At 59.8% G+C, this 24,677-nt stretch carries 23 protein-coding genes; 3 read left to right on the forward strand and 20 right to left on the reverse strand.

The annotated features are described in order from the left end of the window. Positions 1–106: 106 nt before the first annotated feature. From JQ617_RS37960 to JQ617_RS38025, 14 genes are all read right to left on the reverse strand, one after another. Positions 107–499, reverse strand: a complete 393-nt coding sequence (locus JQ617_RS37960; RefSeq protein WP_212030814.1) for a hypothetical protein — start codon at positions 497–499, stop codon at positions 107–109. Between the two features lie 12 nt (positions 500–511). After that, complete coding sequence (locus tag JQ617_RS37965; protein ID WP_212030852.1) at positions 512–2,128, reverse strand: type II and III secretion system protein family protein; 1,617 nt, start codon at positions 2,126–2,128, stop codon at positions 512–514. Positions 2,129–2,611: 483 nt separating this feature from the next. Then, on the reverse strand, positions 2,612–3,031 hold the full coding sequence (locus JQ617_RS37970; RefSeq protein ID WP_212030815.1) for a TadE/TadG family type IV pilus assembly protein: 420 nt from the start codon (positions 3,029–3,031) through the stop codon (positions 2,612–2,614). Between the two features lie 2 nt (positions 3,032–3,033). After that, a complete protein-coding gene (locus tag JQ617_RS37975) occupies positions 3,034–4,476 on the reverse strand; it encodes a pilus assembly protein TadG-related protein (protein ID WP_212030816.1) in 1,443 nt (480 codons plus the stop codon). 9 nt (positions 4,477–4,485) lie between these two features. After that, complete coding sequence (locus JQ617_RS37980; RefSeq protein ID WP_212030817.1) at positions 4,486–4,974, reverse strand: hypothetical protein; 489 nt, start codon at positions 4,972–4,974, stop codon at positions 4,486–4,488. Positions 4,975–4,977: 3 nt separating this feature from the next. After that, positions 4,978–5,889, reverse strand: a complete 912-nt coding sequence (locus JQ617_RS37985; RefSeq protein WP_212030818.1) for a type II secretion system F family protein — start codon at positions 5,887–5,889, stop codon at positions 4,978–4,980. Continuing rightward, the gene (locus JQ617_RS37990) at positions 5,886–6,815 is read right to left on the reverse strand and encodes a type II secretion system F family protein (RefSeq protein ID WP_212030819.1); all 930 of its coding nucleotides are present in this window, start codon (positions 6,813–6,815) and stop codon (positions 5,886–5,888) included. Before JQ617_RS37990 ends, JQ617_RS37985 begins: the two co-directional genes overlap by 4 nt. Continuing rightward, the gene (locus JQ617_RS37995; RefSeq protein WP_349630677.1) at positions 6,815–8,236 is read right to left on the reverse strand and encodes a TadA family conjugal transfer-associated ATPase; all 1,422 of its coding nucleotides are present in this window, start codon (positions 8,234–8,236) and stop codon (positions 6,815–6,817) included. Before JQ617_RS37995 ends, JQ617_RS37990 begins: the two co-directional genes overlap by 1 nt. Next, complete coding sequence (locus JQ617_RS38000; RefSeq protein WP_349630678.1) at positions 8,233–9,432, reverse strand: CpaE/TadZ family protein; 1,200 nt, start codon at positions 9,430–9,432, stop codon at positions 8,233–8,235. The genes JQ617_RS37995 and JQ617_RS38000 overlap by 4 nt, the downstream gene beginning before the upstream one ends. Positions 9,433–9,442: 10 nt before the next feature. Then, complete coding sequence (gene cpaB / locus JQ617_RS38005; protein ID WP_212030821.1) at positions 9,443–10,306, reverse strand: Flp pilus assembly protein CpaB; 864 nt, start codon at positions 10,304–10,306, stop codon at positions 9,443–9,445. A 1-nt stretch (position 10,307) separates the two neighbouring features. After that, entirely contained in the window at positions 10,308–10,814 is a 507-nt protein-coding gene (locus JQ617_RS38010) for an A24 family peptidase (RefSeq protein WP_212030822.1), read from the reverse strand. A 171-nt stretch (positions 10,815–10,985) separates the two neighbouring features. Continuing rightward, positions 10,986–11,189 (reverse strand): hypothetical protein, encoded by a 204-nt coding sequence (locus JQ617_RS38015; RefSeq protein ID WP_212030823.1) that lies wholly within the window; start codon positions 11,187–11,189, stop codon positions 10,986–10,988. A 61-nt stretch (positions 11,190–11,250) separates the two neighbouring features. Then, positions 11,251–11,400, reverse strand: a complete 150-nt coding sequence (locus tag JQ617_RS38020) for a hypothetical protein (RefSeq protein ID WP_212030824.1) — start codon at positions 11,398–11,400, stop codon at positions 11,251–11,253. A 123-nt stretch (positions 11,401–11,523) separates the two neighbouring features. Continuing rightward, entirely contained in the window at positions 11,524–11,718 is a 195-nt protein-coding gene (locus JQ617_RS38025) for a hypothetical protein (RefSeq protein ID WP_212030825.1), read from the reverse strand. Between the two features lie 439 nt (positions 11,719–12,157). On the opposite strand from JQ617_RS38025, the gene JQ617_RS38030 reads away from it, so the two are divergent. Further along, complete coding sequence (locus tag JQ617_RS38030) at positions 12,158–13,315, forward strand: glycosyltransferase family 87 protein (protein ID WP_249157848.1); 1,158 nt, start codon at positions 12,158–12,160, stop codon at positions 13,313–13,315. Between the two features lie 87 nt (positions 13,316–13,402). Here JQ617_RS38030 and JQ617_RS38035 read toward each other — a convergent pair whose 3' ends face one another. Further along, complete coding sequence (locus JQ617_RS38035) at positions 13,403–14,671, reverse strand: glycosyltransferase family 87 protein (protein WP_212030827.1); 1,269 nt, start codon at positions 14,669–14,671, stop codon at positions 13,403–13,405. A 131-nt stretch (positions 14,672–14,802) separates the two neighbouring features. Here JQ617_RS38035 and JQ617_RS38040 point away from each other — a divergent pair, with 131 nt between their 5' ends. After that, positions 14,803–16,341, forward strand: coding sequence for a glycosyltransferase family protein (locus JQ617_RS38040; RefSeq protein ID WP_212030828.1), 1,539 nt, complete (start codon positions 14,803–14,805; stop codon positions 16,339–16,341). 119 nt (positions 16,342–16,460) lie between these two features. Here JQ617_RS38040 and JQ617_RS38045 read toward each other — a convergent pair whose 3' ends face one another. After that, positions 16,461–17,828 (reverse strand): hypothetical protein, encoded by a 1,368-nt coding sequence (locus JQ617_RS38045; protein WP_212030829.1) that lies wholly within the window; start codon positions 17,826–17,828, stop codon positions 16,461–16,463. Between the two features lie 600 nt (positions 17,829–18,428). On the opposite strand from JQ617_RS38045, the gene JQ617_RS38050 reads away from it, so the two are divergent. Then, a complete protein-coding gene (locus tag JQ617_RS38050) occupies positions 18,429–19,961 on the forward strand; it encodes a glycosyltransferase family protein (RefSeq protein WP_212030830.1) in 1,533 nt (510 codons plus the stop codon). A gap of 467 nt (positions 19,962–20,428) precedes the next feature. Here the strand turns inward: JQ617_RS38050 and JQ617_RS38055 are convergent, their stop codons facing one another. The 4 genes from JQ617_RS38055 to JQ617_RS38070 all read right to left on the reverse strand — a co-directional run bounded on the left by JQ617_RS38055 (position 20,429) and on the right by JQ617_RS38070 (position 24,671). Further along, positions 20,429–20,710, reverse strand: a complete 282-nt coding sequence (locus JQ617_RS38055; protein ID WP_212030831.1) for a hypothetical protein — start codon at positions 20,708–20,710, stop codon at positions 20,429–20,431. Positions 20,711–21,410: 700 nt separating this feature from the next. After that, positions 21,411–21,674 carry a cold shock domain-containing protein gene (locus JQ617_RS40485; protein ID WP_212030832.1) on the reverse strand — a complete coding sequence of 88 codons (264 nt, stop codon included), beginning with the start codon at positions 21,672–21,674 and terminating at the stop codon, positions 21,411–21,413. An 88-nt stretch (positions 21,675–21,762) separates the two neighbouring features. Continuing rightward, positions 21,763–22,674 (reverse strand): efflux RND transporter periplasmic adaptor subunit, encoded by a 912-nt coding sequence (locus tag JQ617_RS38065; protein WP_212030833.1) that lies wholly within the window; start codon positions 22,672–22,674, stop codon positions 21,763–21,765. Beyond that, positions 22,671–24,671: a preprotein translocase subunit SecA gene (locus tag JQ617_RS38070; protein WP_212030834.1), complete on the reverse strand. Its 2,001-nt coding sequence runs from the start codon at positions 24,669–24,671 to the stop codon at positions 22,671–22,673. The genes JQ617_RS38065 and JQ617_RS38070 overlap by 4 nt, the downstream gene beginning before the upstream one ends. Positions 24,672–24,677 lie beyond the last annotated feature (6 nt).

A 24,677-nucleotide genomic window follows, 5' to 3' on the forward strand; every position in this document is an offset into this window, starting at 1 on the left:
CGCGCGTCCCCGTTACCCTCACCAACAGGAAACAGACGTCGTACCCCAATCTTCTGCTCCGCACGCACATTGGCCGAACCGCTGGACTCTCCAGCGTGCTTGCCAACTACCTGATCCCCACGGATACCCCGGCTGATCCGGCACCCGCTCCACTGACATTCACATTCTGGTTGGTGTTTGTCGTCACGGGCGGCGGCTGGCCCATCGCTTCCGTCGCCTGACCCATGTCGGGTAACTGATCCACCGGCCGCGTCGTTGTGCTGTAGCGCGTCACAGCGGCGCCTACGCGCCGACCGTCAGAGGGGATCCGGCGGTCAGCCACATAGCGCGCCCAGGGATGGATGGTGTGGGTGGCCGCGTTGACCTCCTTGGCATTGCCCGCGCTCATCGTAATGGTGTCGGAGCGCTGAAAGTAACGGTCGACCTCGTCATGGCCGGCAAGCCCGTAGCATCCCCCAAGCAACAGGGGTGCGAATAGAGCCAGATATCTGATGCTCATTGTCTCGCTCCTCTAGTTGAGGGTTTTCACCACCGTTTCCCCGGCGGGGACGGCTGGTGGCGGAACGGGGGTGGTAAGCTCGGGCGCGATGATGTGCCCATAAGGACCCTTCACCTCGCCACCGGAGTTGACGTAATCGTTGTAGCGCTTGCGGACTTCCATCTGGCCGTTCAGGAAGAAGTCAACGTCATTGGCCGGCAGGCGGGAGTCCAGCGGCGACGCCAGTTGCTGTCCGGGCACAGCGGGTGCCACGAGGCGCGGCGTCACAATGATGACGAGATCGGTTTCCTGCTGCTGATACGACTTGCTGCTGAACAAGGTCCCAATCACGGGCACCGAGCCGATCCAGGGCAATTGGGACACGTCCTGGATGTTGCGCGTCTGCAGCAACCCGGCGATCGCGAAGCTCTGGCCGTCGCGGAGTTCGATCGTGGTGCGCGCGTCGCGCCGGGATAGCGCCGGGATCGTCGTCCCGGCGATCGTGACGGCGTTGGTAAAATCAAGTTCGCTGACCGACGGCTCGACCCGCAAGTTGATCACGCCGCGCGACAGGACGGTTGGGACGAAGGCCAACTCGACACCGAATTTTTTGAATTCGATTGTGGTTGTAGGAAAGCCATTCGTGGTGTTGGACGCGACGGGTACAGGAAATTCGCCGCCGGCCAGGAAGCGTGCGGCATCGCCCGACAACGCCATCAGGTTTGGCTCGGCCAGCCGCCGCACCAGACCTTTGGTCTCCAGCGCCGTAACCAGCAGGTCGACCGAAGCACCGTTCGTCCTGAGAACGCTCGTCAACAGGCTTCCGAACGGGATCGCCGGCACCCCCGCCGCGGACGCCGCCAAAGTCCCTGCAGTGCCGAGCAGCGGAATCGAGCCTTGTGGCGGAGCCGTATTCGGAGGCCCGGTATTGGGCAGCGGAATGCGGCCGGTAGTACCAGGGATTATGGAACCACGGCCGCTATTCCCGATGTTCGTACCGTTCGCGTTTCCAGCATAGAGGTTCATGCCCAGCTCGCGACCGGCCTGCCGGTTCACCTCGAGGAAGCGCACCTCCAGCATCACCTGCTGCGGCGCCGCCACGGTGATGGCGTTGACGACTACGGCTCCCTTGGGGACGCTGCCTGTGGCAATTGCCATCGCACGCTCGGCAGCGACGGCATCTACGGCCGTCCCTCTCAGCACCACCTGCCCTTCCGAGGCCGCGACACGAATGCCCCTTCCACCCGGGCTGGACTGGATGTTCTGCTGGAGGCTGCCGGTGTCGATAGTGACCTCGACATCCAGGATGCCGATCTGTCTCATCGAGGAGTCAAACAGGATGACGTTGGTGGTGCCGGTCTGCTTGCCCTGGACGTAAATCTGACGATCGCTCAGCGACTTCACGTCGATGATATCGGTATTTCCGGCCACGATGCTGGAGTAAGGGGTATTCACCCTGAATGTGCGCGACTTGTTGATGGTCAGCTTGACGCGCTGGACGTCGTTCATGTCGCTGATGAACACGCCGGAGCCGCCCTCCGCCGCCCCGGTGCGATCGATCGCCCCGAACAGGGCAAGGGCAACACCAAAGGTCATCGCACCTAAGGCGACAAGCCCGTTTCCCCTGATCGCAACACGACCACCACCCATCATAAACCCCTTTGCCGCCTTCTGCGGCTGGCCCCCCGGGGAGCCATCAACGCCCTAACAACTCTCCTTCGCAACCCTGCGCTAAAGAGCCTACAAATTGTCCATTAAAAATCGGTACAAGTTTAGCGCCCGGAATCGCTTACCTCCCCGTCACCCCCGCAAATATCCTCCGTCCGCCCTGTGATTTGCAAGGAGATAGCCCTCTTGGCTTGTCGCAACGCCAGAGAAAACATGCCGATGTTGCCGCTCGGCACCACTTAAAGATCCCACCCTGAGGTATCGACGGAAGACGAAGCCGCGCCGAATGCCGCCTGCCGGCCACACCATCGCGCGTTTCCGAAGACGATCGGTCTCGAGTTCCCCCGGGTTGCCCCGAACGGCTATGCCATGCGCCCGATACCTTGACGGCGCTCCGGAAGAATACGGGATTCTCAAGCGCAAGCTCACCCGGGGGGAGCTTCGGCGATGAGCTCGAGCAACCCGCTAGAATGGAACCGAGGTGGATGCACTCGGCGTCGCGTTCAGAGCTACGGGCCACACGGGCATGATCATCGCAAAGCCAGGCAACGTGGCCGTTACGGTGAGGGCATTGGCGCCGGAAGTGGTGGTCACCGTGGGGGATAGCGTGCCGCCGTACAGGAATGGTGCGGAGTTGCGCTTCTCGGCATCCGACAAATAGTCACCGGTACAAGTCGATGGCGATGTACTCGTGAGCCCGATTTTTGCAGGCGTGTAGCACTGGATCATCAAGGCCCGCGCACTATCATTTGCGAGCTTTCGCAATGATTGCACAGTGAGCGCATATCGGCCGAAGTCAAAGATTACGAACATCAGAATAAGTACGGGCGCGCCGACGAAGCAAAATTCCAACGCCGCGACCCCTCTGCGATCCAACTTGCGCATCGTCAATTCACCAATGCTACGACTTGGCTTTTGAACACTGCATTCCCTGTGCAACCACTACTGCTCAAGTAAGCATTGCCGTTTATCGTCAGCGAATTCGCGACCACTTCCGTACAGGTGGTCGTGCTGCTCTGAACGTTTCCACCCCAGGTGACGCTGACATACGGAAAGTACATTGCGCCGCCCAGGGAAACTGTGCCGCCGTTAATGGTCACGTTATTACTGTTCCCGGTCGCCTGATCGTCGATCAACACGCCATTCAGATCGGAAGAAAATGTATTGGTCTTCGGCGCGGAGAGGCTAACGTTGCCGGTGATGGAGAGACTGGAATTGCCCAGCAGGACAAGGGTGACACCCAGCCCCGTCCCTGTCCAACTTGTGCAAGTGGAGCAGGTTACCGTTCCGCCAAGGCTTACAGCCGAGTCTTTAAAGAAGTAGGTACCGGGGGCGAGATCGATCGTACCGCCGTTCACAGTAAAGTTCTTAGTGAAGTAGTACGTTCCCTGAGTCCCCGCCACCTTAGGGACAAAGACAAAATAGTCTCCGGTATTTGCCGTCAGTTTTCCATACGCAGTGCCCGCAGTGTTCTCGTTCACGCATTGCGTAGCGCCAGCAGGTGGCGGACTGGGACAAGAAGTTGTTGGAGACGAATTGCCCGTGATCGTCGGCGTAGTGTTGAATGACTCGCTGTTCAACACGGCGAGTGGGTTTTTAGCGGGCAGCGCATTGTAGTTGTACGGCACGCTTAGAGCGCAATGTCCTGCCGAGGCAACACAACCATTAACAGCGTTGACGGCCCAGTCGGAGCCACTGAAACTGGGAGCACTGTTGTATTTGACCGAGGTATCCGACATCAGCCCGCACCCCGTTCCGGTAATGGTGCTGCTGCCCCCGATCGTGAGCGCGGGAGCCGACGGCCCAATACCCAACCCGCACAAATTCTTCGGATTTTTTACCTCGACGATGGCCTGCGCGCCGATGTTGATGGTGGTAAAGCCAAGCACCGCCGCCAAATAGCCCGACTGTTGCTGGCTGGCGCTAGCCCGGATGAAATTGCCGGAGGCCGAGGTGGTCCAGGCGCCGCTGGCATACGTGCCGCGATCGATCTGAACTGTGTGGGTCGTGCCTGCCGGAGGCGTGCTGTTGCAGGCGTAGGACGTGTCGCGGGTGTCGCAAAAACCGTTTCGGTCAGCGAATTGCTTGCCTCGATAGACATAATCGGGCGGACTCTGAGTGGTTTCACAAGCGCTGCTTCCGGAGAGCAAGCAGGCGAGTCGCAGGCCTCCCGAGTACGCTGCTGCGTCGGCCGCATTCTGTGCGTGCTGCTTGGTCACGTACCACGAGCCCGCTTCCGCGCCGAGTGCGATGAATCCGATGAGAGGGACGAGCGCGATCACCGTGGCAAGAGCCACCGAACCGCGACGACACTGAAGAAAGCTGCGCACGAACTCCTCCTACTGGAAGCGTTGCGAGTAGTTCACGGTGCAGGTGCTGCAAAAAGCCGATCCAAGCACCAGTGGCGAAAGGGTAAAGGACGTCTGGAACGTGTAATACTTCGGAAAATCCGTCCCAACGCAAGGCGCCGCTGTGCCGGCATTGCCGCACTTCACTGCCGCACTGACGGTATAGCCGCTTACTGTTGCCGGGAGTGAATTTTGCCAGGTGGTGATGCTGGTCGCATCGGTCGCATCAGGGGGAGGCGAATACTGCGTGTACTGCCCCATGTCGCGCAGGGCCTGATACGCCGAGATGTACTTGAAGCCCGCGATCGCAACGTCGGCAAGCGGCAGGAGCAACGTGAACATCATCAACGAGTAAACAAAGAGGCCCTCAATAGCGACAGCCCCGCGTTGATCGGCGATGAAGGTCCGTCTTCCGGCCACCGGCTTACCTGGCCGGGCCGACCAAAGAAATCGCATGAAATTCAACCGCAAGCCGGTCATGGCCTACTGACCCAGATTGGAGAACGCGCGCACGAGATGCAGAAACGGGCTTGCGCCCAGAATGACGAACATGGCCGGGAGCAAGAACAACACCATCGGAACCGTCAGTTTTGCGCCGAGCTTGTGCGCGCGTTCTTCGAGCTTGGTGATCCGCTCCCGCCTGAGATCGACCGCAATGCCGCGCAAAGCCTGGCTGAGCGGCGTGCCATATTGCAGGCTCTGACTGACCATGGTGCCAAACCGGCGAAGTCCGTCCGACATCGATCCGAACTTCTCGAAGGCATCGGCGCGGTTTGGCATGACGCGGAGATCATCCAGCAGAGCGAACAGGACGTGCGCCATCGCAGGGTTGGTGTGCTCCATCTCCCCGGCGACCCGTTCGAGCGCGCTCTCCAGGCCCATTCCGGCCTCGGTACAGACCACCAGCAGGTCGATGGCATCCGGCGTGCCGAGGCGGAGGGCCGCATCGAAACGCCGCCTCATGACGATCAGAGCCAACCGCGGCCCCATGATCCCGATCACGACGCCAACGAGCGTGATGACCAGTATATCGCTCAGATGCTTGCCCAAAAGCGCCGAAACGCAGAACGCCAGCGCCGGGACCAGGAACATGCTGACAGTCTTGACGCCGATCCAGACCGGAAGCGTGCGATGATGATTGAACCCGGCCGACTGGAGAATTCCTCGGAGCTGATCCAGGTTCTCCTGCGCGTAGAAGTGGCGGTAACGCGCACCGAGTGCAGAAATCCAGCTCGTTGTCTTGTCTCGCAAGAGTGGCGAATGGTCCGAGACGCCCGTCACGGCATTGACTGCGCGCGCATCCAGCGTCCGAAGATGGAGCTCGCGGATCATCAACACGAAGCCCGCAGCGGCAATTACGATCGCGAGCGCCACTACACCGAAACCGACCGTCATAGCGCGGTTTCCTTCTTAATCATCCAGCGAATCACAAAATGCCCGATCAATACCGAGACCACCGCATAGGCCAACAGCGCGTTTCCGGTTGGATCGTAGAACAGCAGGTCAATCGATCGAGGATTGATCCAGTACAGCAGGCCGCCGACGATCAGCGGTGCGCATGAAAGCGCTCTGGAGGAAAAGATCACTTCACCAGCCAGCGCCTTGGCCCGCGCCGCGAGTGCCACACGCTGACTGACGGTATCGCTCAGCGTCTGCAGTGTTTCCGCGAGACTGCCGCCCGACTTGAGCTGTACCGCGAGGGTTACTGCGAACATGGCGTATTCAGCAACTTGCGTCCGCCGATACACGGCCTCGATGGCTTCCTCGGGAGCCCTGCCGAGACTCAATTCGTTGCAGACGATGGCAAACTGGCCGGCCGTCGGTTGCGGCATTTCGCGGGCGATCGTGCGGAATGCCTCGCTTACGGGAAGTCCGGACCGAACCGTACTCGTCACGATCTGAATCGTATCGGGCAGCTGTCGAAACAGCTGGTTGGCGAGACGGCGTTGCTGCCAGCCAAACAGACCACGCACGACCAGGAGCGACAGGACCGCTGCAGCAATCGACACGTAGAGAGCAGAGAAGTTCACCAAGCTGTTGGCGTAGAAAACCGCAAATGCGGTGGCGAGGCCGGCAAGCAGCACGTAAGCCGGGTGGAGCGCATAAACAACTCCAGTCTGGTAATTCGCCACCTGCTGGATGAACCGCCATCGCGAGCCGGATTCGACGCGACGAATCGACGGCAGGCTCTCCGCACGGGAAGTCGGCAATGCGGTGACCACCCGACGATCCAAGCGCCGCTGCCGGGAGTCGAGCCTCAACGCGGTGATTGCTGCACAAATCACGAGCACCAGCAGGATTATGATCAAAGACTGCTGCATTAGAGTTGTCTCATCGCCTCGGTCCAGGCCCGCTCGAACCCGTAATAGGTCAACCTGCTCTTGAACTTTGGAACGGCGTGCGTGGACCGGTAAGTCCCCGAGATGCGGCCGTGAGCATCCTCCTCCGTGTATTCGAAGGCAGCAATGTCATTGGTTGTGATGACGTCGCCCTCAAGGCCGGTAACCTCGGTAATCTGGATAACGCGGCGCTGCCCATCGCGCATTCGCTCGACTTGCACCAGTATATCCAGCGCCGCGACGATCTGGTTGCGGATCGCGCGGAGCGGAAGGTTTGGCTGGCCCATCTGCACCATATTCTCGACACGGGTCAGCGCATCGCGGGCGCTGTTGGCATGCACTGTAGAGATTGAGCCGTCGTGACCCGTGTTCATCGCCTGCAGCATGTCGAACGCCTCTGCACCACGCACCTCGCCGACGACAATCCGGTCCGGGCGCATGCGCAGCGCGTTCCAAACGAGATCGCGTTGAGTGACCTGCCCCGTGCCTTCGATGCTCGGAGGGCGGGTCTCGAGGCTGATTACATGGGGCTGCTGGAGCTGCAACTCAGCCGCGTCTTCGATGGTGACGATTCGTTCGCTGTGATCGATGAACTGGCTGAGCGCGTTCAACAGCGTGGTCTTGCCGGAACCGGTACCGCCGGACACCAGAATATTGAGCCGGCATCGCCCCGCAATCTCCAGCAACTTCCCCATCGCGGGTGTCAAGGAACCGTTCGCAATCAGGCCGGCCAGGTCGAGCCTTCGGCTCGGAAACTTGCGGATTGATATGCAGGGACTATGAATCGCGAGCGGCGGGAAGATGATGTTGACGCGGCTGCCGTCCGGCAGGCGGCAGTCGACCATCGGGCTGGACTCGTCGACGCGACGGCCGACCTGTGCGGCGATCTTCTGCGCGACCGAGGCGATGTGATCATTGTCGCGAAATCTTATCGCGATCCGCTCGAGCTTGCCTGATCTTTCCACATAAACACTGTTCGGTCCGTTGACCATGATATCGTTGATGGTTTCGTCCAACAGGAGCGGACGCAGCGGACCGTGGCCGGTCATATCATCGGCAATTTCATCGGCCAGCTGGATCTGCTCGCGACCGGATAGCTCGAGCCGTTCCTGGTTGGCGATCCCGTGGATAATCTCTTCGATCTGTCGCCGAAGAACATCACGCGAGACGGTGGCAGCTACGGCCGGTTCGATCTGCTCGATGACCCGCTCGCGCAACGACGCGCGCAAGGCGGAATGTTCACTCCAGGCTTCGTCGCGCTTGACCGGCAGGGACGGCGGTCGAGACGAGGCGACGTCCGGCGACGTCCACGCAGAAACGGTCGCAGGCGTATCCGACGGCGCCAATGATGGGAAATGCGCCGGCGCGACGTCGCGGTCGCGGCTACCGAATTTCTTCGTCACCGGAACAATCTCCTCAACCATCCCTTCCGCTGTGCACCGACGCCGGCAATCTCGCGCACGATGGGAGCCAGGTGACGCCGCAGGGCACGCACGTGCTTGAGCGCCGGCACCCCGAGATTGACAGCCTGGGTCATTCCCTTGCCGAGGTCGGGAATGACCATGTCTGGTTCGGCTCCCAGAGCCTTGACGATGGTCGCCCTGGGAAGCCCCCCGGCACGGTTTGCACGATTGAGCAGGGTGAACACACGGTCCTTGCCCGCGATATTGGTGACGGCCGTGCGCAGCGCATGGGCATTTCGAAGTCCGGTCACTTCGGCTTCGAGAAGCACCAGAACATGGCGCGACAACATGATCACCGGATGGATCGACGGCGGAAATGGTACCGGGACGTCCACCACAATGTAGCTGAACCGCTGACGGAGCAGGCCCAGGACATGGCGGACACCGGCTTCGGTGATGTCCAGCTGGGCATCCAAATCTTCATCGGCCGAAATCAGGGACACCCGGTCATTGATCTCGATGGCGGCGCGTTCGAGGAACAGCGTATCCGCGCGCATGGGGTTCTCCAGGGCGATGCGGAGCCCCGGCCCGGGCCGAACGCCCAGCATCACCGCCGTCTCACCATTTTGCAGATGAAGATCCAGCAGTGCGACCTTGGCCTTGGTGGTTTCGGCCAATTGTAGCGCCAGATTGATGGCGATGCTGGTTGCTCCCGCACCTCCCTGGGCGCCGCAGATCGAAATGACGTGCCCGCCCCGATCCGCCGCACCCGGTGCGACGTCACCAAGCAGTTTCGGGCGAAGCTGGTGGAGCACCATGTCGCGCGTAAGCGGCCTCGGCAAATACTCGGTCAGGCCGATTTCCATAAGCTCGCGGTAGAAGGTAATTTCCCTGCTCTCGCCGATCAAAGCCACCAGCACATCCGGTGGGCAGAGTACCGACAGCTTCTCCAGCTCCGTGAAGGGGTCGGCAATTCCGCTGATGTCGACCACCAGCGCGAACAGGTCCGTATCCGTCTCGAGCATCCGCATGGCATTGCGGATCGTGCCGCGTCTGATCGCTACATTGGCCCCCTCGAGTCCCTTGCGTAGTGCCGCCGCGCTCAGCTCGTCATTCACGAAGCAGACAATTCGATCGCGCGCTGCGACTGAGGGCGTGTCATCGGGAGGACTGATCGTTACCATATCAACACTCACCACTGCCTCCCTACCGTCTCGTTGGAAGTGCCGAAGCGACCGGCGCAGACGATGTGCTCAGAGTACCGCCTACGTTTTCCCTTCTGACCGAATACTTGGTGGTGCCGTTGCGCGTATGGACCACCACCGTCCCATCCGCCTCGCCCGTATCCTGCTGATCGACAACGGATCGCACCGCGAGGGTCAGTTTGCCGCGCTGTCCGGCGAGGGTCACCTTTCTGACCTGCTCCGGCATGAGCTGCAGCGAAACGGTTCGGGCTACCTTGCCCGCAGCGCTATTGTTGGACGGTCCACCCTGAACAATTTCCTGATCGATGGCGACGATACGAACATTGGACGCAACGGTCTCGCTGAGTGGGGCTGTTTTGTCGTCACCAGAGCCCGTTGCCTCCTGCGTCAGTACGACGTCCACATAATCGCCGGGCCAAATCAGGCCCGACACCCCGGAGGCGGCATCAACGTTGATGCTGATGGCGCGCGTGTTCGGCGCCAGAACGCTGGCGAGGAAACCTCGTTCGCGGGGTCGCAGGATATCTTCAGAAGTGACGAGAGCGCCGGTGTCGAGGAAATTACGCACCAGTGAACCACGAATTGCGATCTTCGTGTCGGGAGTATCCAGGATGGCCCCCGGAGGAACGTTGCCCGGCGACACCATGCGCAAGGTGAAGTCGTCGTCACGGGCCAACGTTCCTCGCGGCAAGGGGTGTGCGGCAACGAAGTAACCGACCATCGCAGCCGGCGCCTTTTCCGCCACCTTCGCGGGCAACTCGACCGTCTGTTCTTTCGGCAGGTTCATGCTGTAGGCAATCAACCCAAGGGCCGCGCTTGCGAGCAACAGAACCATGATGATGGAGAGGCGCAACGTGGATGACATGTTAAATTCCTCGAGTAAAAACCGTCCAGATCCCGCCGCACGCGATCGCCACTCCGTAAGGAAGCGGTGCCTTTCGCAGATGCCGCCAACGCTCGACCGTGTAGACTCTACGTGCTAACGACGAACCGGCTGGCGCAATACTGGGTTCGGGTAGCTGGCGCATCACGAGATGAGCCACGGCAAGAAGGCCACCGGCCAACGCCGTGACCGTCAAGAGCTGCATCAGTCCGGTTAGCGACAAGCCGATCGCCAGAGCCACAAGGAGCTTGGCGTCACCGCCGCCGAGCCAGCCCCGTGCGTGAGCCCCCAGCAACAGCATAAACAGGATTGCTGCAGCTGCCAGCGATTGGGCAAACTGCAAGGGACTCGTCAGCTGTACTGCGATCCCAAGCAGCGCCAGGGCAAGACAGACATCATTCCGGATCAATCTTGTCGCAACATCCATCGTCGCGACATAGAGCAGCAACAAGATTTCAAGAACAGACGCTACAGAAACAATCCAGTCCATCGATCGCTCGCCTCAAAAATATAGCTCGACCGAATAAAATCATCCGCAATAGCCCCGACTCACGGGCGAAAAGACCTGCCGCGAAATTGCGGCTCAGTGTCAAATAACCAGCCAAAGCATCGACGTTCAAACATACTGGGCAGGACGCGGGCAGCGATGCCCGCTCCCCTGTCAAGCCGTCGGGATCTTCGAGACGATGGCGCTCAACCCGGTGGATAGTGCCGAGCCGATACCTGCACCCGTGTCCGTGGAGAATACGGCCGCGACAGCTGCGACAATGCAGGCCGCGACGATGATGTACTCGAACGAGACCACGCCATCCCGGTCGGCATACAAGCTCTTCAGCTTTCTGGTAGCCTCGATATAAAACTTCATAACTCGACACTCCTTGTACAAAAAATACGGTGTCAAAATCTGCGAGACTCCTTCCGCTCGGTCAGGTTGTCGGGATGAAGGAGACGATTGCACTGAGCCCAGTCTGCAAAGCCGAGCCGATTCCGGTCGCGGTGTCCGTACTGAACACCACGCCGTTGCTATCGGCATACAGCCTCTTCAGCGCTTCCGAACTCTTGAGATAACGCTCCATAACCCGGACCCTGCCCGAACGGTGCCTCGACAGCACTGGAACTGACGCTCGCCTAGCGGCCCCGCCGCTAGGATCATTGATCGAACATGAGGGAGCTCATAACGGAGCCCCCCCTCCGACGGATCACGCGGTCGGGATCTTCGAGATGATCGCGCTCAGGCCCGTGGACAGAGCAGAGCCAATGCCAGTGCCAGTGTTGGTGCTGAACACGGCCGCCACGGCCGCCACAACACACGCCGCGACGATGATGTACTCGAACGAGACAACGCCGTCCTGGTCCTTGGCGAGAGACTTTACGTCATTGATAAACTTACGCATATTAACGCCTCCAAATTGACTTTAAGCTGGAAATATCGCAATAAGTGATGCGGGCTTTCCCGACGACCACTGCGGTAAATTTTCAATTAATGTCCGCGATAAGTCAATGTTTATGCTTAGATTAAAGAACTTATAATTAACCCGTATCTTTGCGGTGTTCCAGCTGCGGGACGCCCAATAACCCGGCATCTTTCCAGTCATTAACTTGAACTGCCACAGCATTGCTGACCGATCTCGGCCCCCACCCGGCCTCTTCAACTGACGGCCTGCATGATATTCTAAGAAGTGCGATAGTTGCGAAGCGCGCGAGCATGTGCTCGGCCGCAAACTCGGTCTCGCCTGGTCTCGGATTTAAATGACAACAACCTCCGTAGACTTTCCTGGAAATCGCTCGAACCAGGTCGATGTTCCGAGAGCCCTTCGAAAGGCGTGCTTTGCGTTGTGCGCCATCAACCTGGCGATTTGCCTGCTGGCTTATCTCACGCACGCATGGATATTCGACCGCGACGGTCTCGACATCCCCACGGACTTCATCAGTTTCTGGGGTGCCGGGCATCTCGCCGTTAACGGCGCACCATCGGAGGCTTTCGACTGGGATCTGCTCAAGCGGGTTCAGGTTGCGAAGCTCGGACATGACTTCGATGGCAATTTTCCCTGGCATTACCCGCCTCCCTTCCTCCTCGTCGCTTCTTTGCTGTCGCTGCTGCCCTATTGGGCAGCTCATCTCGGCTGGGTTCTTGCCAGCATTGTGCCGTACCTGCTCGTGACGCGGGCGATCGTGGGCCACAACTTCGGCGTTTTGCTTGCGCTCGCAGTGCCGATGGTTTCCATGAACGCGATGGTGGGGCAGACCGGCTTCCTGAGCGCGGCGCTGATCGGGGGCACGCTCTATTTCCTCCCCCTGCGCCCGGCGCTCGCCGGCATATGCCTCGGGCTGCTAACGTACAAGCCGCAACTAGGACTGCTATTTCCTCTGGCGGTCCTTGCGGGCGGCCATTGGCGCGTCCTTGTGAGCGCCAGCCTCACCACGATCGTAATGGTCGTCCTCTCGTCCCTCGCATTTGGTACCGAAAGCTGGTTCGCCTTCTTTCATTGGTTGTCGCAGTCGTCGCTGGTGGTCTTGAGCGAGGGCCAACTGAGCTGGTGGAAGTTGCTGAGTATCTACACCGCCGTGCGTTACTTCGGCGGCTCTGAGCAGCTTGCCTGGATCTGTCATTTTGCCCTCACAGGCGCTATTTCGGTGGTCGTGGCCGTGATGTGGCGCAGTCGGATGCCGTATGCCCTCAAGGCGGCCGCCCTATCTTCGGCCACGTTGCTCGTGACGCCTTACATCGCGATCTATGACATGGTGGTTCTCACCATTCCGATCGCATTCTTATTCCGGATCGGATTGAGGCGAGGCTTCCGTCGATACGAGCTTCCCACGCTGGTTGCTGCAATCGGTATGATCGCCCTCTACTTTACGGGCAACCCGAGTGCACTCGGCGCCACACTGCTCGTATCGGCACTCATCCTTGCACGAGCTGTCTCGTGGTGGTTACAGAATAAAGCTTCCGATCCGGTTACGGCGAGCGCCGAGGCCCCAAGCCCCACCTAACACCCGGTACATTCTATCTACGCCGAGTCGCCTCGACCAAAAGAGTCCGCACCTGGGAATACGCGCGATCAAACTTTCCGAGGTCTACTAACTCCGACGCAGTTCTACCGCTGCTGTGGCCTCAAGACCGCCGGGCGCGAGCAACCTTCCTTGTCTCAGTATGATCCAGAACAGCAGGAAAAGTGACAAACAACTCACCGGAACGTCCGGGTAATTTATCAACATCATGGCCGGAAATAACATCGCCAACAAAAGGACGAGAATAGTAGCCAGACTGAACGTGCCGCTCCTCAGCCGTTCCTCCTCGATCAACAGTGCCATGGCACCGAGGATCATGGGGGCATCGTAGATAAACGCATGAGGCGTTGCCAAGAATGTTCCGACCAGCAAGGCCCCTACGGCAAGACCTCCAGCGTTCAGATAAAAGCAGCGACCTACGATGACCACGACAGCAACAGCGCTTGCGAGCTGCGCGTAGTTTGCAACGGACGAAGGGAGGCCCATCAGCTTCAAATTGCTGACCACGGTGGGCATGAGATAGAGCTGATGAACAATGCGAATATCGAATGCTGCTTGATACGGAAGGAGCACGGCGATCCACGCCAGCCAGACCGACCAACCGAATGCCACGACAGAGAGCACGATCAGACCAGCCACGGCTGCGCATGACACCCACAGCGCACGCCAATAGCCCGCACTGATCAGTGCGATCGGCACCAACAGGCCGAGCTGCGGCTTAAAACTGAGAAGGCCGAGCAGGATTCCCGCGCAGACCGGCCGACATGGAGCCAATCGGATGCCCGCGATGATCAACGCCGCCGCCAGGAACCCGCTCTGGCCGTAGCATATTGTGGCTGTCGTTACCGGCGCAACAACAGCGCCGATTATGCAAACCGGGGCACGTGAGCACGTTGCGACGAGGACGCAGAGAAAAGCCCCCAAGGTGGCAACGACCCAAACCAGATATGCTGCCCCAAACGGCATCAACCCCAGAGGCCAGAACACAAATATAGCGACCGGGGGGTACGGAAACCATATTCTCCGACTCGGATCCATGCCGAGGTCAAGCGCTCTGGCGTGAAGAATGGCCGGATCATAAAGCTCAATAACGGGATGATTGATGGCAATTTTGCCGTATGACCAAAGCGCAAAGAAATCCCAGAACGGCAACCGACCATTCGCGGCTTCAGTCCGGAAATCGGACCACGTGGCGAAAAGGAATGCAGCCAAAAACAGCCCGCACGCGACGAGGACCAGCGTGCAAAGATAGCCGGTTTTTCGCTCGGTAGCCCCCCATTGCAGTAGCCAGGCAAACCGCTTCCGGGATTTCCGCCTAGCGACCGAGACGTGCGTCATAGCGACGACCATAAGCTTCGTGTCTGCTGGTGGCAACAACAAGAGGGATCAGCCAGCAACGCAGAAGCCGCCGCATCGGCAATTCAGCATGCCCTGCTGACAGGCTCGGAAATCTGCTAGACTGTTTAAGAATGGATAAGGGCATTCCGTCAGGACCAGGCACGAAGGCCGCCTCATTCGCCAATCGGTTGCGGCCGCTGGCTGGGATGCTGTTGCTGGCTCTCGCGGTTCGGCTCCCCCTCGCCTTTTGGCCCAACATCAATCATCCCGACGAGATCTTTCAGTACCTCGAGCCAGCTTGGCGTTTACTCGGCCATGACGGGATCATATCGTGGGAGTGGCATGCTGGAGTTCGTAGCTGGTTCCTGCCGACCTTGTTCGCTGGCCCGGTCGCAGTCGGTGACTGGCTTGCCCCAGGCGGAGCCGGCGCCTTCATCGCTCCCCGTGTGGTCGCCACTTTAGCATCGCTTTCGCTGGTCATCACGGCCTGGTTCTTCGGCGCACGGATCTCGCAATTGCATGCGATCGTTGCTGCGTTCGTCGCGGCGGTCTGGTTTGAGCTGGTGTATTTTGCGCCGCATACTTTGAGCGAACCGTTGGCGACCGCGCTCATTCTGCCAGCTGCATTGTTGTTGACAGGGACGCCATCGAGCAAAAGGGTTTTCATCGGCGGAGGGTTGCTCGCTCTCGCTTTCGTGTGGCGGTTTCAGTATGCGCCCGCGATCGCGGTATTGGCTGTTGCGACATTCTGGAAAGACAAGCGAAATGCGGGTCCTTTTATCCTTGGCGGACTTTCCGTTCTGCTCGTCGCGGGCTTGCTTGATATCGCACATGGCACGCTGCCGTTCGAATGGCTGGTCCTGAATATTAGAGAAAACCTGCTGCATGAACGAGCAGCCACATTCGGAGTGGCCCCCGCGATCGCCTATGTGTATCTGCTCTTCCTCATGTGGTCGGGAGCGACGATCTTGTTGCTGTGCGCCCTTTGGCGTGGCTGGCGGCATTCCCCCCTGCTCATTCTTGCAGCGGTCGTAAATCTGGCGTTTCACAGTTTAATTGAGCATAAGGAATATCGGTTCATTTTCCTGACGACTCCCTTGCTCATTATCGTCGCGGCACTGGGCTCGGCTGACTGGGGCATGGCCCTGCGGGAGAAGCCAACTTGGCGACCTTGGGCACTGCCGATAATCCTCGGCGGTTGGACAATTGCATCCGTAGGACTTGCCGGCACGCAACCGATGCGAGACCTTTGGCTACGCGGCGTTGGCGCCGCCCGATTGTCCGCTGAATTGCGATCAGATTCCGAACTCTGCGCCTTGGCAATCTACAGCACGAATTGGGCTTGGCTATCCGGGCGCGAACGAATGGTCGGAGGCCTGCCTCTGTACCTCCTCGATCCAAAAGATCCCATGGCGCAGGGAGGTCTTCCAGGGTTAGTACAGACGCTAAGACCCGCGTTTAATCGCGTGATCGCTCCGTTGCAGTTAACCAGCGAGCTACCCCCGGACTTTTCCGCCGTAAGCTGCAATAGCGACGACGATGGCGGAAACATCTGCGTATTTGCAAGTCCCGGCGGCTGCGAAAACGCGGGCGCAGCGCCGTTCGAAATCAATGACGTGATTGCCCGCATCAATGCCGGCGTGAAGAGCGCATCGAAACCGCAGGAGTGAGGTCCAACAGTGGGAAGAGGTAATTTGCGTGGATGCGTCGTTGACGTGTTTGGCGCTAAGCCCTTTCGATCATGCTCTTCTTCACTCGCATCAAGACTCCGTACCGCGCAGATGTCGGGTCAATCAACCCTGTCCACTTGGACTTTGGCATCCTGCCCGGAGCTTGCCTTGGGCTCAGTGGGATTGCGATAGACATGCACGACCGCAACATCATCTTCGTATGCCCGTTTCCATCCCGTCAGTCGATCGAGCAAGCCGACAACGGGGCTGGTCGGCGTTAGCAAAGTGGACGTAATTCGGTATTCATGAAGAAGTCGGAAGAGATCGGGCAGATCCTGCAGCAAAATCGCCCGCTGGTAACGCGCCAGGAATTCGGCTCCATACAATTCGGCACGTGAATCGATAAAGGGTCGGAAGCCTGCGTAGATCAAGTATGGACCAAAAGCATAGTCGTTCAGAATACGGCTAGCGTCTGCCTCTCTGATCTTCCCCAGAGCAACTGAGGGCGCTGGCGGCGGCTTGAAATCCATCACTTTGGACGCAACGCCCGTGACAATGGCCAAGACCGCCATAAGAACGACAAGCCCGCCACGCGCCGATCGGGGCATAGAAAACGCAGTCGATTGAGCTTTATAGTGCAGATGCTGCGCGAGCGGACCGGCGATAAAGAACGGCGCTACCAACGCCATCACGACAACGTAACGTATATGAGCAAACGTCTCGTGAATGATCGCGAGCAAGAATAGAATCCGCAAGAACGGAATTTTCAGTCCACTGGAAAGCGCGTATGCCATTCCACCCAGCAGGCATATCTCGAAGTAGTTCATCTTGCCGAATGTTTGCGGCTGCCATTCGCTGATGCTTGCTAGCACGTCACCGAGGTTCATGAGCCGAAACGTGACCAGGATCGACTCTGGACCATAGGGCGTGATGCAGGCCGCAATGATCGCCAACAGCCCAAACCGACCCCAATCAAGCGCCATCTTTTTGCGCTCCGACTGATCCGCAGTCCAAATCGCCTCCGTCGCCAATGGCAAAACGAGCGCCAGCCCGAGCGTAAAACTGCCATGGAGGTTCGCCCACAAGCAAAGCAGTGCCAGATGTGGAAGGCTGGGGGCGCGCCGCCCCTCTGCCGCCTCGACCAAGGCGTTGGTCCACAGAACCATCAGTGGAAACACCAGTACGTGAGGGCGCGCATGCCAATGACTGCTCGTCAACACCAAGGAGCATCCGACCAAAATCGACACCGGGATCGGCGGCAGCCGGCGGAGCAGCAGCAACGTGAGAAGAATGTACGTTACCGCGAGGGCCGCCCCCGCCAAGACCACCGGTCCAGCCCAGCCTGCCACTTTGAATGCAAACAAATAGAGGATCTCGGACAACCAGGCGCTCGTGATCCAATGCGCTCCAGCCGCGGTGAGCGAGAACGGATCGGCATGCGGGAAGGCCCGATGATCAACGATCCACTGACCAATCGCGAGATGCAAATAGACATCTCCATCAACGAGCACCTTACTGCCGTGCCGCAGAATGGCTAAATACGCAACGCACCCAAATATGAATGGCAACCAAAAGGAGAGCCCACTCGCGTGCGCCCCGTTGACATCGTCGGACGCCGGTTCACATCCGACGTGATTCCGATTTGGACCGAACCTGGCCACCCCTAGATCTCCGAAGTGAGGGGTGATGAGATCCCCTGCATTTACAGAATCGCTAGCCTCTCCCAGCGCGACTTTTGACGCGCGCAACTCTTTCAGAGGCGCGCCGCAGCCGGGATCGTTACCTTAATCAATCAGCGTAATGCTTCAAAGGGTCGCGGTAGCAGTGGTTAATCAGGGGGCACTGTCGACCAGCGCACGCGGCGGCTCGAGCGGAAGCGCATCCGATGCTCGAGCGTCAAGAACGGCGGGATTGCACCGATCGCTCGGGCAACGTTGCCGATACCAGGCGGCAGACACGCCCTGCTATTCTCGGACGTTATGCCCTCTCCACCTGGGCAGCGAAGGTGATAGTCTTACGTTAAAGTATTTATATTGGTAATTTCCACCTCGTTTAATCACCTTTCAAGATCAGAAGAATTCGAGAAAATGGATACCGGCGTTTCGGCGGAGCCGACTACAAAGGGTGGAACAGCCACCCACCAGATACATCCACTGATTGTACTGCTCTTGCTGGCTGTTTCGGTCCGGCTCCCGCTCGCCTTTTGGCCGAACGTCCATCATCCTGACGAGGTATTTCAATACCTTGAGCCTGCCTGGCGCCTGCTCGGTCATGATTCAATCGTAACGTGGGAATGGCACGAGGGGATACGGAGCTGGCTCTTGCCAACCCTGCTCGCAGGACCAGTCGCCCTGGGCAACTGGCTCGCGCCAGGTGGAGCCGGCGCCTTCATCGCGCCCCGCGTGGTCGCGGCCCTCGCGTCGCTTTCCGTCGTCGTCAGCGCCTGGTTCATCGGCGCGCGCGTCTCACATATGCACGCGATTGTCGCGGCATTCGCCGCGGCCATCTGGTTTGAGTTGGTGCACTTTGCGCCGCATACGCTAAGCGAGCCATTAGCTGCCGCGGTGATCCTCCCGGCGGCCGCGTTGTTAACAGGTGTACCCTCAAGAAAGCGCTCAATGATTGGGGGAGCGCTACTTGCTCTCGGGTTTGTCTGGCGATTTCAGTATGCGCCGGCTATCGCCATACTTGCGTTATGGGCCTGTTGCAGATACCGGCAAAACGCAGCTTCGCTTGTTCTCGGCGGACTGGGCGTGCTGTCGATAGCAGGCATGGTCGATGTCGCACATGGTACCGCGCCGTTCGAATGGTTGGTGCTGAATATTGGAGAGAACCTCCTCCACGGACGAGCAGCCACATTCGGTGTAGCGCCGGCAATTGCCTACGTTTACTTCCTCTTCTTCATTTGGTCGGGAGCGACGGTCTTGTTGCTTTGTGCCACGTGGCCCGGCTGTCGGCACTTCCCCGTGCTCCTCGTTGCAGCGCTCGTAAACCTGGCGTTTCACAGCGCTCTTGAGCATAAGGAGTATCGGTTTATCTTTCTGACAATTCCGTTGCTCATTATTACAGCGGCGCTTGGTTCGGCTGACTGGGGTGTAGCGCTGCATGAGAAGCCGGGATGGCGTCCTTGGGCACTGCCGATAATCCTCGGAGGTTGGGCCGTCATTTCAGTTGGCCTTGCCGGCACGGAACAAATGCGAGAGTTTTGGCTGCGCGGTACTGGAACTGCTCGCTTGTCCGCTGCCCTACGGGCAGATCCCGAACTTTGCGCTCTGGCGCTCTACAACACGGAGTGGACCGGACTCTCCGGTCGTGAACGATTAACCGGCAGCTCGTCTCTTTACCTCTTCCACCCTGAAGATCCCATGCTGACGGATCCGCTTCCGGTATTGATGCAAAATCTCAAACCGGCCTTCAATCGCGTCGTCGCCCGACCTCAGACCGATCTTCCGAAGGAATTTTCATCGGTCAAATGCGCGATCGATACTAGCGGAGATGATGTTTGCATCTATGCCAGAAGCGGCAGTTGCAAGAGTGTGGGCGCCGAGCCTTTCGCGATCAACGAAGTCATTGTCCGCATAAACGACAATGAGAAGAGAACGTTGAAGCTGCCCAGGTGAGCTTTGAGACGCCCAGAAATCCCCGCGCGGTCCCATCAGGCTCTCGTCAGCCATGGCTTCGAACCGAGCGTGCACTGGACTTGTCAGAACCGCCAGAGCGTGTGAAGGATGCCGGGCGGAGGCGGCCACCCCCATCAAGCGTCTCTCCGGCATTGAGGGCACGGACCAACCGATGCCCGCACCGCCACCGGTCAATGCGTCAGCTCGAACCTCCGCATCTCGGTCACGCGTGCCAGACAATATTCGCGGTACAGGTCGTTGAGAATTGCCCACATGATAAATCCCCATCGCTCGAAATTTTAATGCCCCATCACTCAAAACCATAATAGGGTGGTCCATCGACGTTTCAGCGTGATGTCGGCGTTTCCGGAAACGAGTTTCCGGACGGTTTCAAGATCGACTAATTAGGTCAACATAACTGTCATTTAATGGGCATGCCCGGAGGGCGCCTTCCGTTTAAGGGGCGTTTATCTCGGACCTGCCGCCTCCGCCGCGGCGTCGGTCGAGAGCAAACGGAAGTTTGGTTTTGGCAACGTACGCCCGTCTTGATCGGAGAGAGCCTTGGCGTGCTCGCGGGTCTGTTTCGCCTCGGCGATCAGAAGGCAGCGCCTCAGCTCCTCGCTGCAGCGCTTTGCCTGCGCGCGCATCTGGCACTTGTCGTCGGCGGAGCCTGAAGGTTTGGCGAGACTACCCCACGTCGCTGCGAGCGACGTCTTGAGCAGCTCAATCTTGCGGTCCAGATCGTCCAAACGCTGCTCCGCCAATCCTCTACGGACGCACGCTTCGAACGCAATAGGCCAGATTCGCCCTCGCGGCGGAAGTCCGTAGGGGTACGGTCGCAAGCTTCACGTGCGTCACGTGCGTCACGTGCACGAGCCGCTTTGTCGTGATCACCTGCTCGCGGAGGCACACCGCATCGCGCGGGCCCTGGGTGAAGGGTCGATCGGCCGTAGCGGCGCCACCATCGACACGCGGCCAACCCGCCTACAACACGCCCAGCCTTACCCACGCGGCATGAAGAATGAGAAACACCGTCAAGGCCCCGAGAAGCCATCCCAGCCCGCCCACTGCCGGGCCGTCCTGAAATTCAAGATTGGGGTCATTCTCACGGCCGAAGGGGACCTCAGCCGCCCGCCTTTGCGAGCTACGGGCCCGTCCAGCTGCACGTCGCAGGAGTCGACGGACGATCGTCTCCCGCTCGACAATGCCGGATTTTTCCAGATCAGCCGGCATCGTCAGCCCTGCTCGACCTTGCGGGGAGGTCGTCGCTGCATCATGGACATCAGGCGCGCCAAACGATTGACGCGGCGAATACTCTCGGTGAAGCGGACCGCGGGAGCGCGGTGTTGAATGCTGAAAACGAGCTTTCGAAGACGACTGAGCATGATGTCCTCCTCAATGTCATCGCGTGCATGAGGTGGTACCCATGGGCACCACCAGGCATCTGAGCTAGCGCGGCAGGCGTGGCGACCGGACATATCGCGTCAGGACCGGCGCGCTATGCACGTTCGCCACGACCCTGACGCTGACAGCCTGCCGCTTTCCGGACCGCTGATCGGGCGCCAGATTGAAGCAAACCCGTGTACCGGCCTCGGGGATGACGCCGGGCGAGAACGATTTGAGATGAAAGAAAACGTCGGTGCCACCGGAATCCGGCCTGATGAAGCCGAATGCCCTGTCGCCGTGATATGTCTTGATTGTACCTTCCAGCATCTTGCAACCTTTCGATACGATCGACGAACGGTGCGGTCGGAATTTGCTCTCGGATAGAATTGACCTGATCTCCGTCTCTGTACTTGTGTCAGCCGATACCGGGAAAACGGACTCGGCATTTGAGCCCGGCAGGAAGCGCGTAGTTCGGATTGGGCAGTTCAAGGCGAACGCCGATCGTCCCGCTGGCCGCGTCAAAGACCTGATCGACGACCGTGACGAGGGCGTCGTACCTGCCTCCGACAGGATCCTCGGGATAGACTTCCGCAGATGCCCCCACGCGAATCTTTCCGAATTGGCCGAGGGGAACATAAACCTCAACCAACAGCGGATTGATCTGCGAAACCGTCAGGAGATGCGCCTGGTCGAATGCGTATTCGCCCGGGCCGAGCTTGCGCTCGACGACCACACCATCGATCGGGCTGCGGATGGTACGAAGCTTCAACACTTCGTTCGCGCGCGCCAATTCGAGCCCTGCGATCGCAAGATTGACCTTGGCCTCCTCGACGTCCTGTTCGGCCACCCGTGCACTCGTCTCCGCTTCGTCGGCAACCGCCGCCGAAACCGAGTCGTTCCTGCGCAGCAGCTTGGATCGTTCGTCCTTCCGCCGCTGAAACTCGAGCTTGGCGACGCTCGAGCGGACCGTTGCCTCGTTTTCGGCCCGGGCCTTCGCCAGCGAAACCGCCGCTTGCTCCACTCCGGACTCCAGCCGAGCAACCACGTTACCCTTCTTGATGATGTCGCCACGGTCAACCAGCATCTCACTCAGGAGGCCCGGCACGGACGTGCCGAGCTTGAGCACCATTTTCGGCTGGATCAGACAATCGAATTGCCCCTGTGCCTTTCTCTCCTGGGCATTTGCGCATCCCGCTCCCGCGAGAATTGCAAGCGCCAGAACCGCAAGCCCCCTGCAAAGAACTCCCGAGACTGCGTGCGACGCGCCGAAGTCGAGAGGCCGTGCCCGAGGGCCGGGGGCGCACTCAGACGCCTGGATTTGTTTCATTCTCCTCTCCCCGAAAATGCAAGCACCCGGTCAAGCCGGCGATCCTGCTTCACGTCCTGCACGCGCACATAGCCGTGTCGTCGCTCCGCCTGGAACTGCGCCAGCCAACGCAGCGGCTGGTAGAGCCGTGACGGAATTGGAACACCGCCGCCAACGAGCCTTGCAAGCAGGCGCGTCACCCCTCCGGCATGGATGACAAACAGTTCGTCCTGAAGTGAAACGATGGCCTCGCAGCTGCCGGGATCGCCCTGCCGGGCGCAGCGACCGAACAATTGGCGATCGACCCGCCGGGAGTCGTGGTACTCGGTCAAGATCACATGCAGGCCGCCTCGCGCGGCGACGCCTGCGCCAAGCCGGATATCGGTACCGCGGCCAGCCATGTTCGTCGCAACCGTCACCCGCGCAGGCTCGCCGGCCGCCGCGACCACATCGGCCTCATCCTTGTCCTGTTTCGCATTCAACAGCGCATGCGCAATGCCACGCGCGTTCAAGGCGGCACTGATCTCCTCCGAGGCGCCCACGGAGCGCGTGCCGATCAACACCGCCCGGCCCTCGGCCATCGCCAGCCGCTCCACCCTGTCGGCAATGATCCGCAGCTTCTGAGCCGAGGTTGTACATACCAGAGGGAGAGCCACACGGCGCTGCGAGGGCCGATTCAGCGGGATGCGAACGACATCCAGTCCGTACACGGACTTGATCTCCCGAGCGACCTCATGGGCGGTCCCCGTCATCCCGGACAGACGAATGTAGCGCCGAAACAGCCGTTGATAGGTGATGCGTGCGAGCGTCTCGCGACGGTCGGTCAGTTCGCAACCTTCCTTGACCTCGATGAGCTGATGCAAGCCGCGCTCCCATGAGCGGTCTGGCATCACGCGTCCCGTCGACTCGTCCACGATCTGGACCTTGCCGTCGATGACGACATAGTGTTGGTCACGGTTGAACAGCATCATCGCGGTGAGAGCCTGGGTCACGAGCTCCTCGCGAGCGCGAACCGAGCTCCAGACGCCTTGCAGCCCTTCGGTCAGTTCGCCGAGCTCCTGGCGCCCCTCCTCGGTCAGCGCCAGATTTCGCTCAGCGAGATCGATCTGAAAGTGCTTTCCCGCGACCAGAGAGCTCGCGAACCGGAGGCCCTGCTCGCATTGCAGCCTCTCCTCGCCCGCCCCCGTCGACGATGAGAGGATCAGAGGCGTACGCGCTTCATCGATGAAGATACTGTCGGCCTCATCGACGATGCCGAAATAAAGCCCGCGTAGCACGAGGTCCTCGTCGCGCTGCAGGCTGCCGCGCAACCGCCCGAGCGAAAGATGCAGACTGCTGCTTCGGTGCGTCAGAGCGACACGGTCGCGCAGATAGTCGAATGCTAGCTCCTTGTTGGTGCAATACGTCACCGAGCTCGCATAGGCGCGTCGCCGCTCGGCTCTCGACATGCCCTGCACCACGGCGCCCACGCTCAGGCCCAGGAATTCATAGAGCGCCCTCATCTCGCCTGCATCGCGCTGGGCAAGATAATCGTTGACGGTGATGAGATGCACGGGATACCCGGCAAGCGCGACGGTCGCTGCAGGCAGCGTCGCGGCAATGGTCTTGCCTTCGCCGGTCGCCATCTCCACCAGTCTGCCCTTCAGCAGCCCGAATCCCGCAATCAGCTGCACGTCATAGTGCCGCTGACCGATGGTCCGTGTCGCAGCCTCCCGCACCAGCGCAAAACATCGGCCGACCAGAGGCGGCGCAAAGCCCGAATTGCGCAGTTTCGCGCGGATGGCGGACGCCTGCAGGCGCAGCTCCTCGTCGCTCATGATCCGCAAGGCGTTCTCATGCGCAGCGGCATACTCGACGATGGGCATCAAGGCGCGAACAGGATCGCGCAGCCGCCTGAACGGGCGCTGGATCAGGCCTTTCGCCAGATATTCGGCTACGCGATCGTGCACCGCCGGCTCGCGGTCCGCGCGTTCCGGATAGGGACGGCCCACCGCCAGGTCGCGGTGATCGAGTTCCATAACGCT

Source organism: Bradyrhizobium sp. KB893862 SZCCT0404 (assembly GCF_018130885.1).
In the GTDB taxonomy this organism is placed as follows: Bacteria; Pseudomonadota; Alphaproteobacteria; order Rhizobiales; family Xanthobacteraceae; genus Bradyrhizobium; species Bradyrhizobium stylosanthis.

Bases quoted from the DNA above. Each gene is read 5' to 3' on its own strand.
- JQ617_RS37960 (WP_212030814.1), bottom strand. From the start codon at position 499: ATGAGCATCAGATATCTGGCTCTATTCGCACCCCTGTTGCTTGGGGGA.
- JQ617_RS37965 (WP_212030852.1), bottom strand. From the start codon at position 2,128: ATGGGTGGTGGTCGTGTTGCGATCAGGGGAAACGGGCTTGTCGCCTTA.
- JQ617_RS37970 (WP_212030815.1), bottom strand. From the start codon at position 3,031: ATGCGCAAGTTGGATCGCAGAGGGGTCGCGGCGTTGGAATTTTGCTTC.
- JQ617_RS37980 (WP_212030817.1), bottom strand. From the start codon at position 4,974: ATGACCGGCTTGCGGTTGAATTTCATGCGATTTCTTTGGTCGGCCCGG.
- JQ617_RS37985 (WP_212030818.1), bottom strand. From the start codon at position 5,889: ATGACGGTCGGTTTCGGTGTAGTGGCGCTCGCGATCGTAATTGCCGCT.
- JQ617_RS37990 (WP_212030819.1), bottom strand. From the start codon at position 6,815: ATGCAGCAGTCTTTGATCATAATCCTGCTGGTGCTCGTGATTTGTGCA.
- cpaB (WP_212030821.1), bottom strand. From the start codon at position 10,306: ATGTCATCCACGTTGCGCCTCTCCATCATCATGGTTCTGTTGCTCGCA.
- JQ617_RS38010 (WP_212030822.1), bottom strand. From the start codon at position 10,814: ATGGACTGGATTGTTTCTGTAGCGTCTGTTCTTGAAATCTTGTTGCTG.
- JQ617_RS38015 (WP_212030823.1), bottom strand. From the start codon at position 11,189: ATGAAGTTTTATATCGAGGCTACCAGAAAGCTGAAGAGCTTGTATGCC.
- JQ617_RS38020 (WP_212030824.1), bottom strand. From the start codon at position 11,400: ATGGAGCGTTATCTCAAGAGTTCGGAAGCGCTGAAGAGGCTGTATGCC.
- JQ617_RS38025 (WP_212030825.1), bottom strand. From the start codon at position 11,718: ATGCGTAAGTTTATCAATGACGTAAAGTCTCTCGCCAAGGACCAGGAC.
- JQ617_RS38035 (WP_212030827.1), bottom strand. From the start codon at position 14,671: ATGACGCACGTCTCGGTCGCTAGGCGGAAATCCCGGAAGCGGTTTGCC.
- JQ617_RS38040 (WP_212030828.1), top strand. From the start codon at position 14,803: ATGGATAAGGGCATTCCGTCAGGACCAGGCACGAAGGCCGCCTCATTC.
- JQ617_RS38050 (WP_212030830.1), top strand. From the start codon at position 18,429: ATGGATACCGGCGTTTCGGCGGAGCCGACTACAAAGGGTGGAACAGCC.
- JQ617_RS40485 (WP_212030832.1), bottom strand. From the start codon at position 21,674: ATGCTGGAAGGTACAATCAAGACATATCACGGCGACAGGGCATTCGGC.
- JQ617_RS38065 (WP_212030833.1), bottom strand. From the start codon at position 22,674: ATGAAACAAATCCAGGCGTCTGAGTGCGCCCCCGGCCCTCGGGCACGG.
- JQ617_RS38070 (WP_212030834.1), bottom strand. From the start codon at position 24,671: ATGGAACTCGATCACCGCGACCTGGCGGTGGGCCGTCCCTATCCGGAA.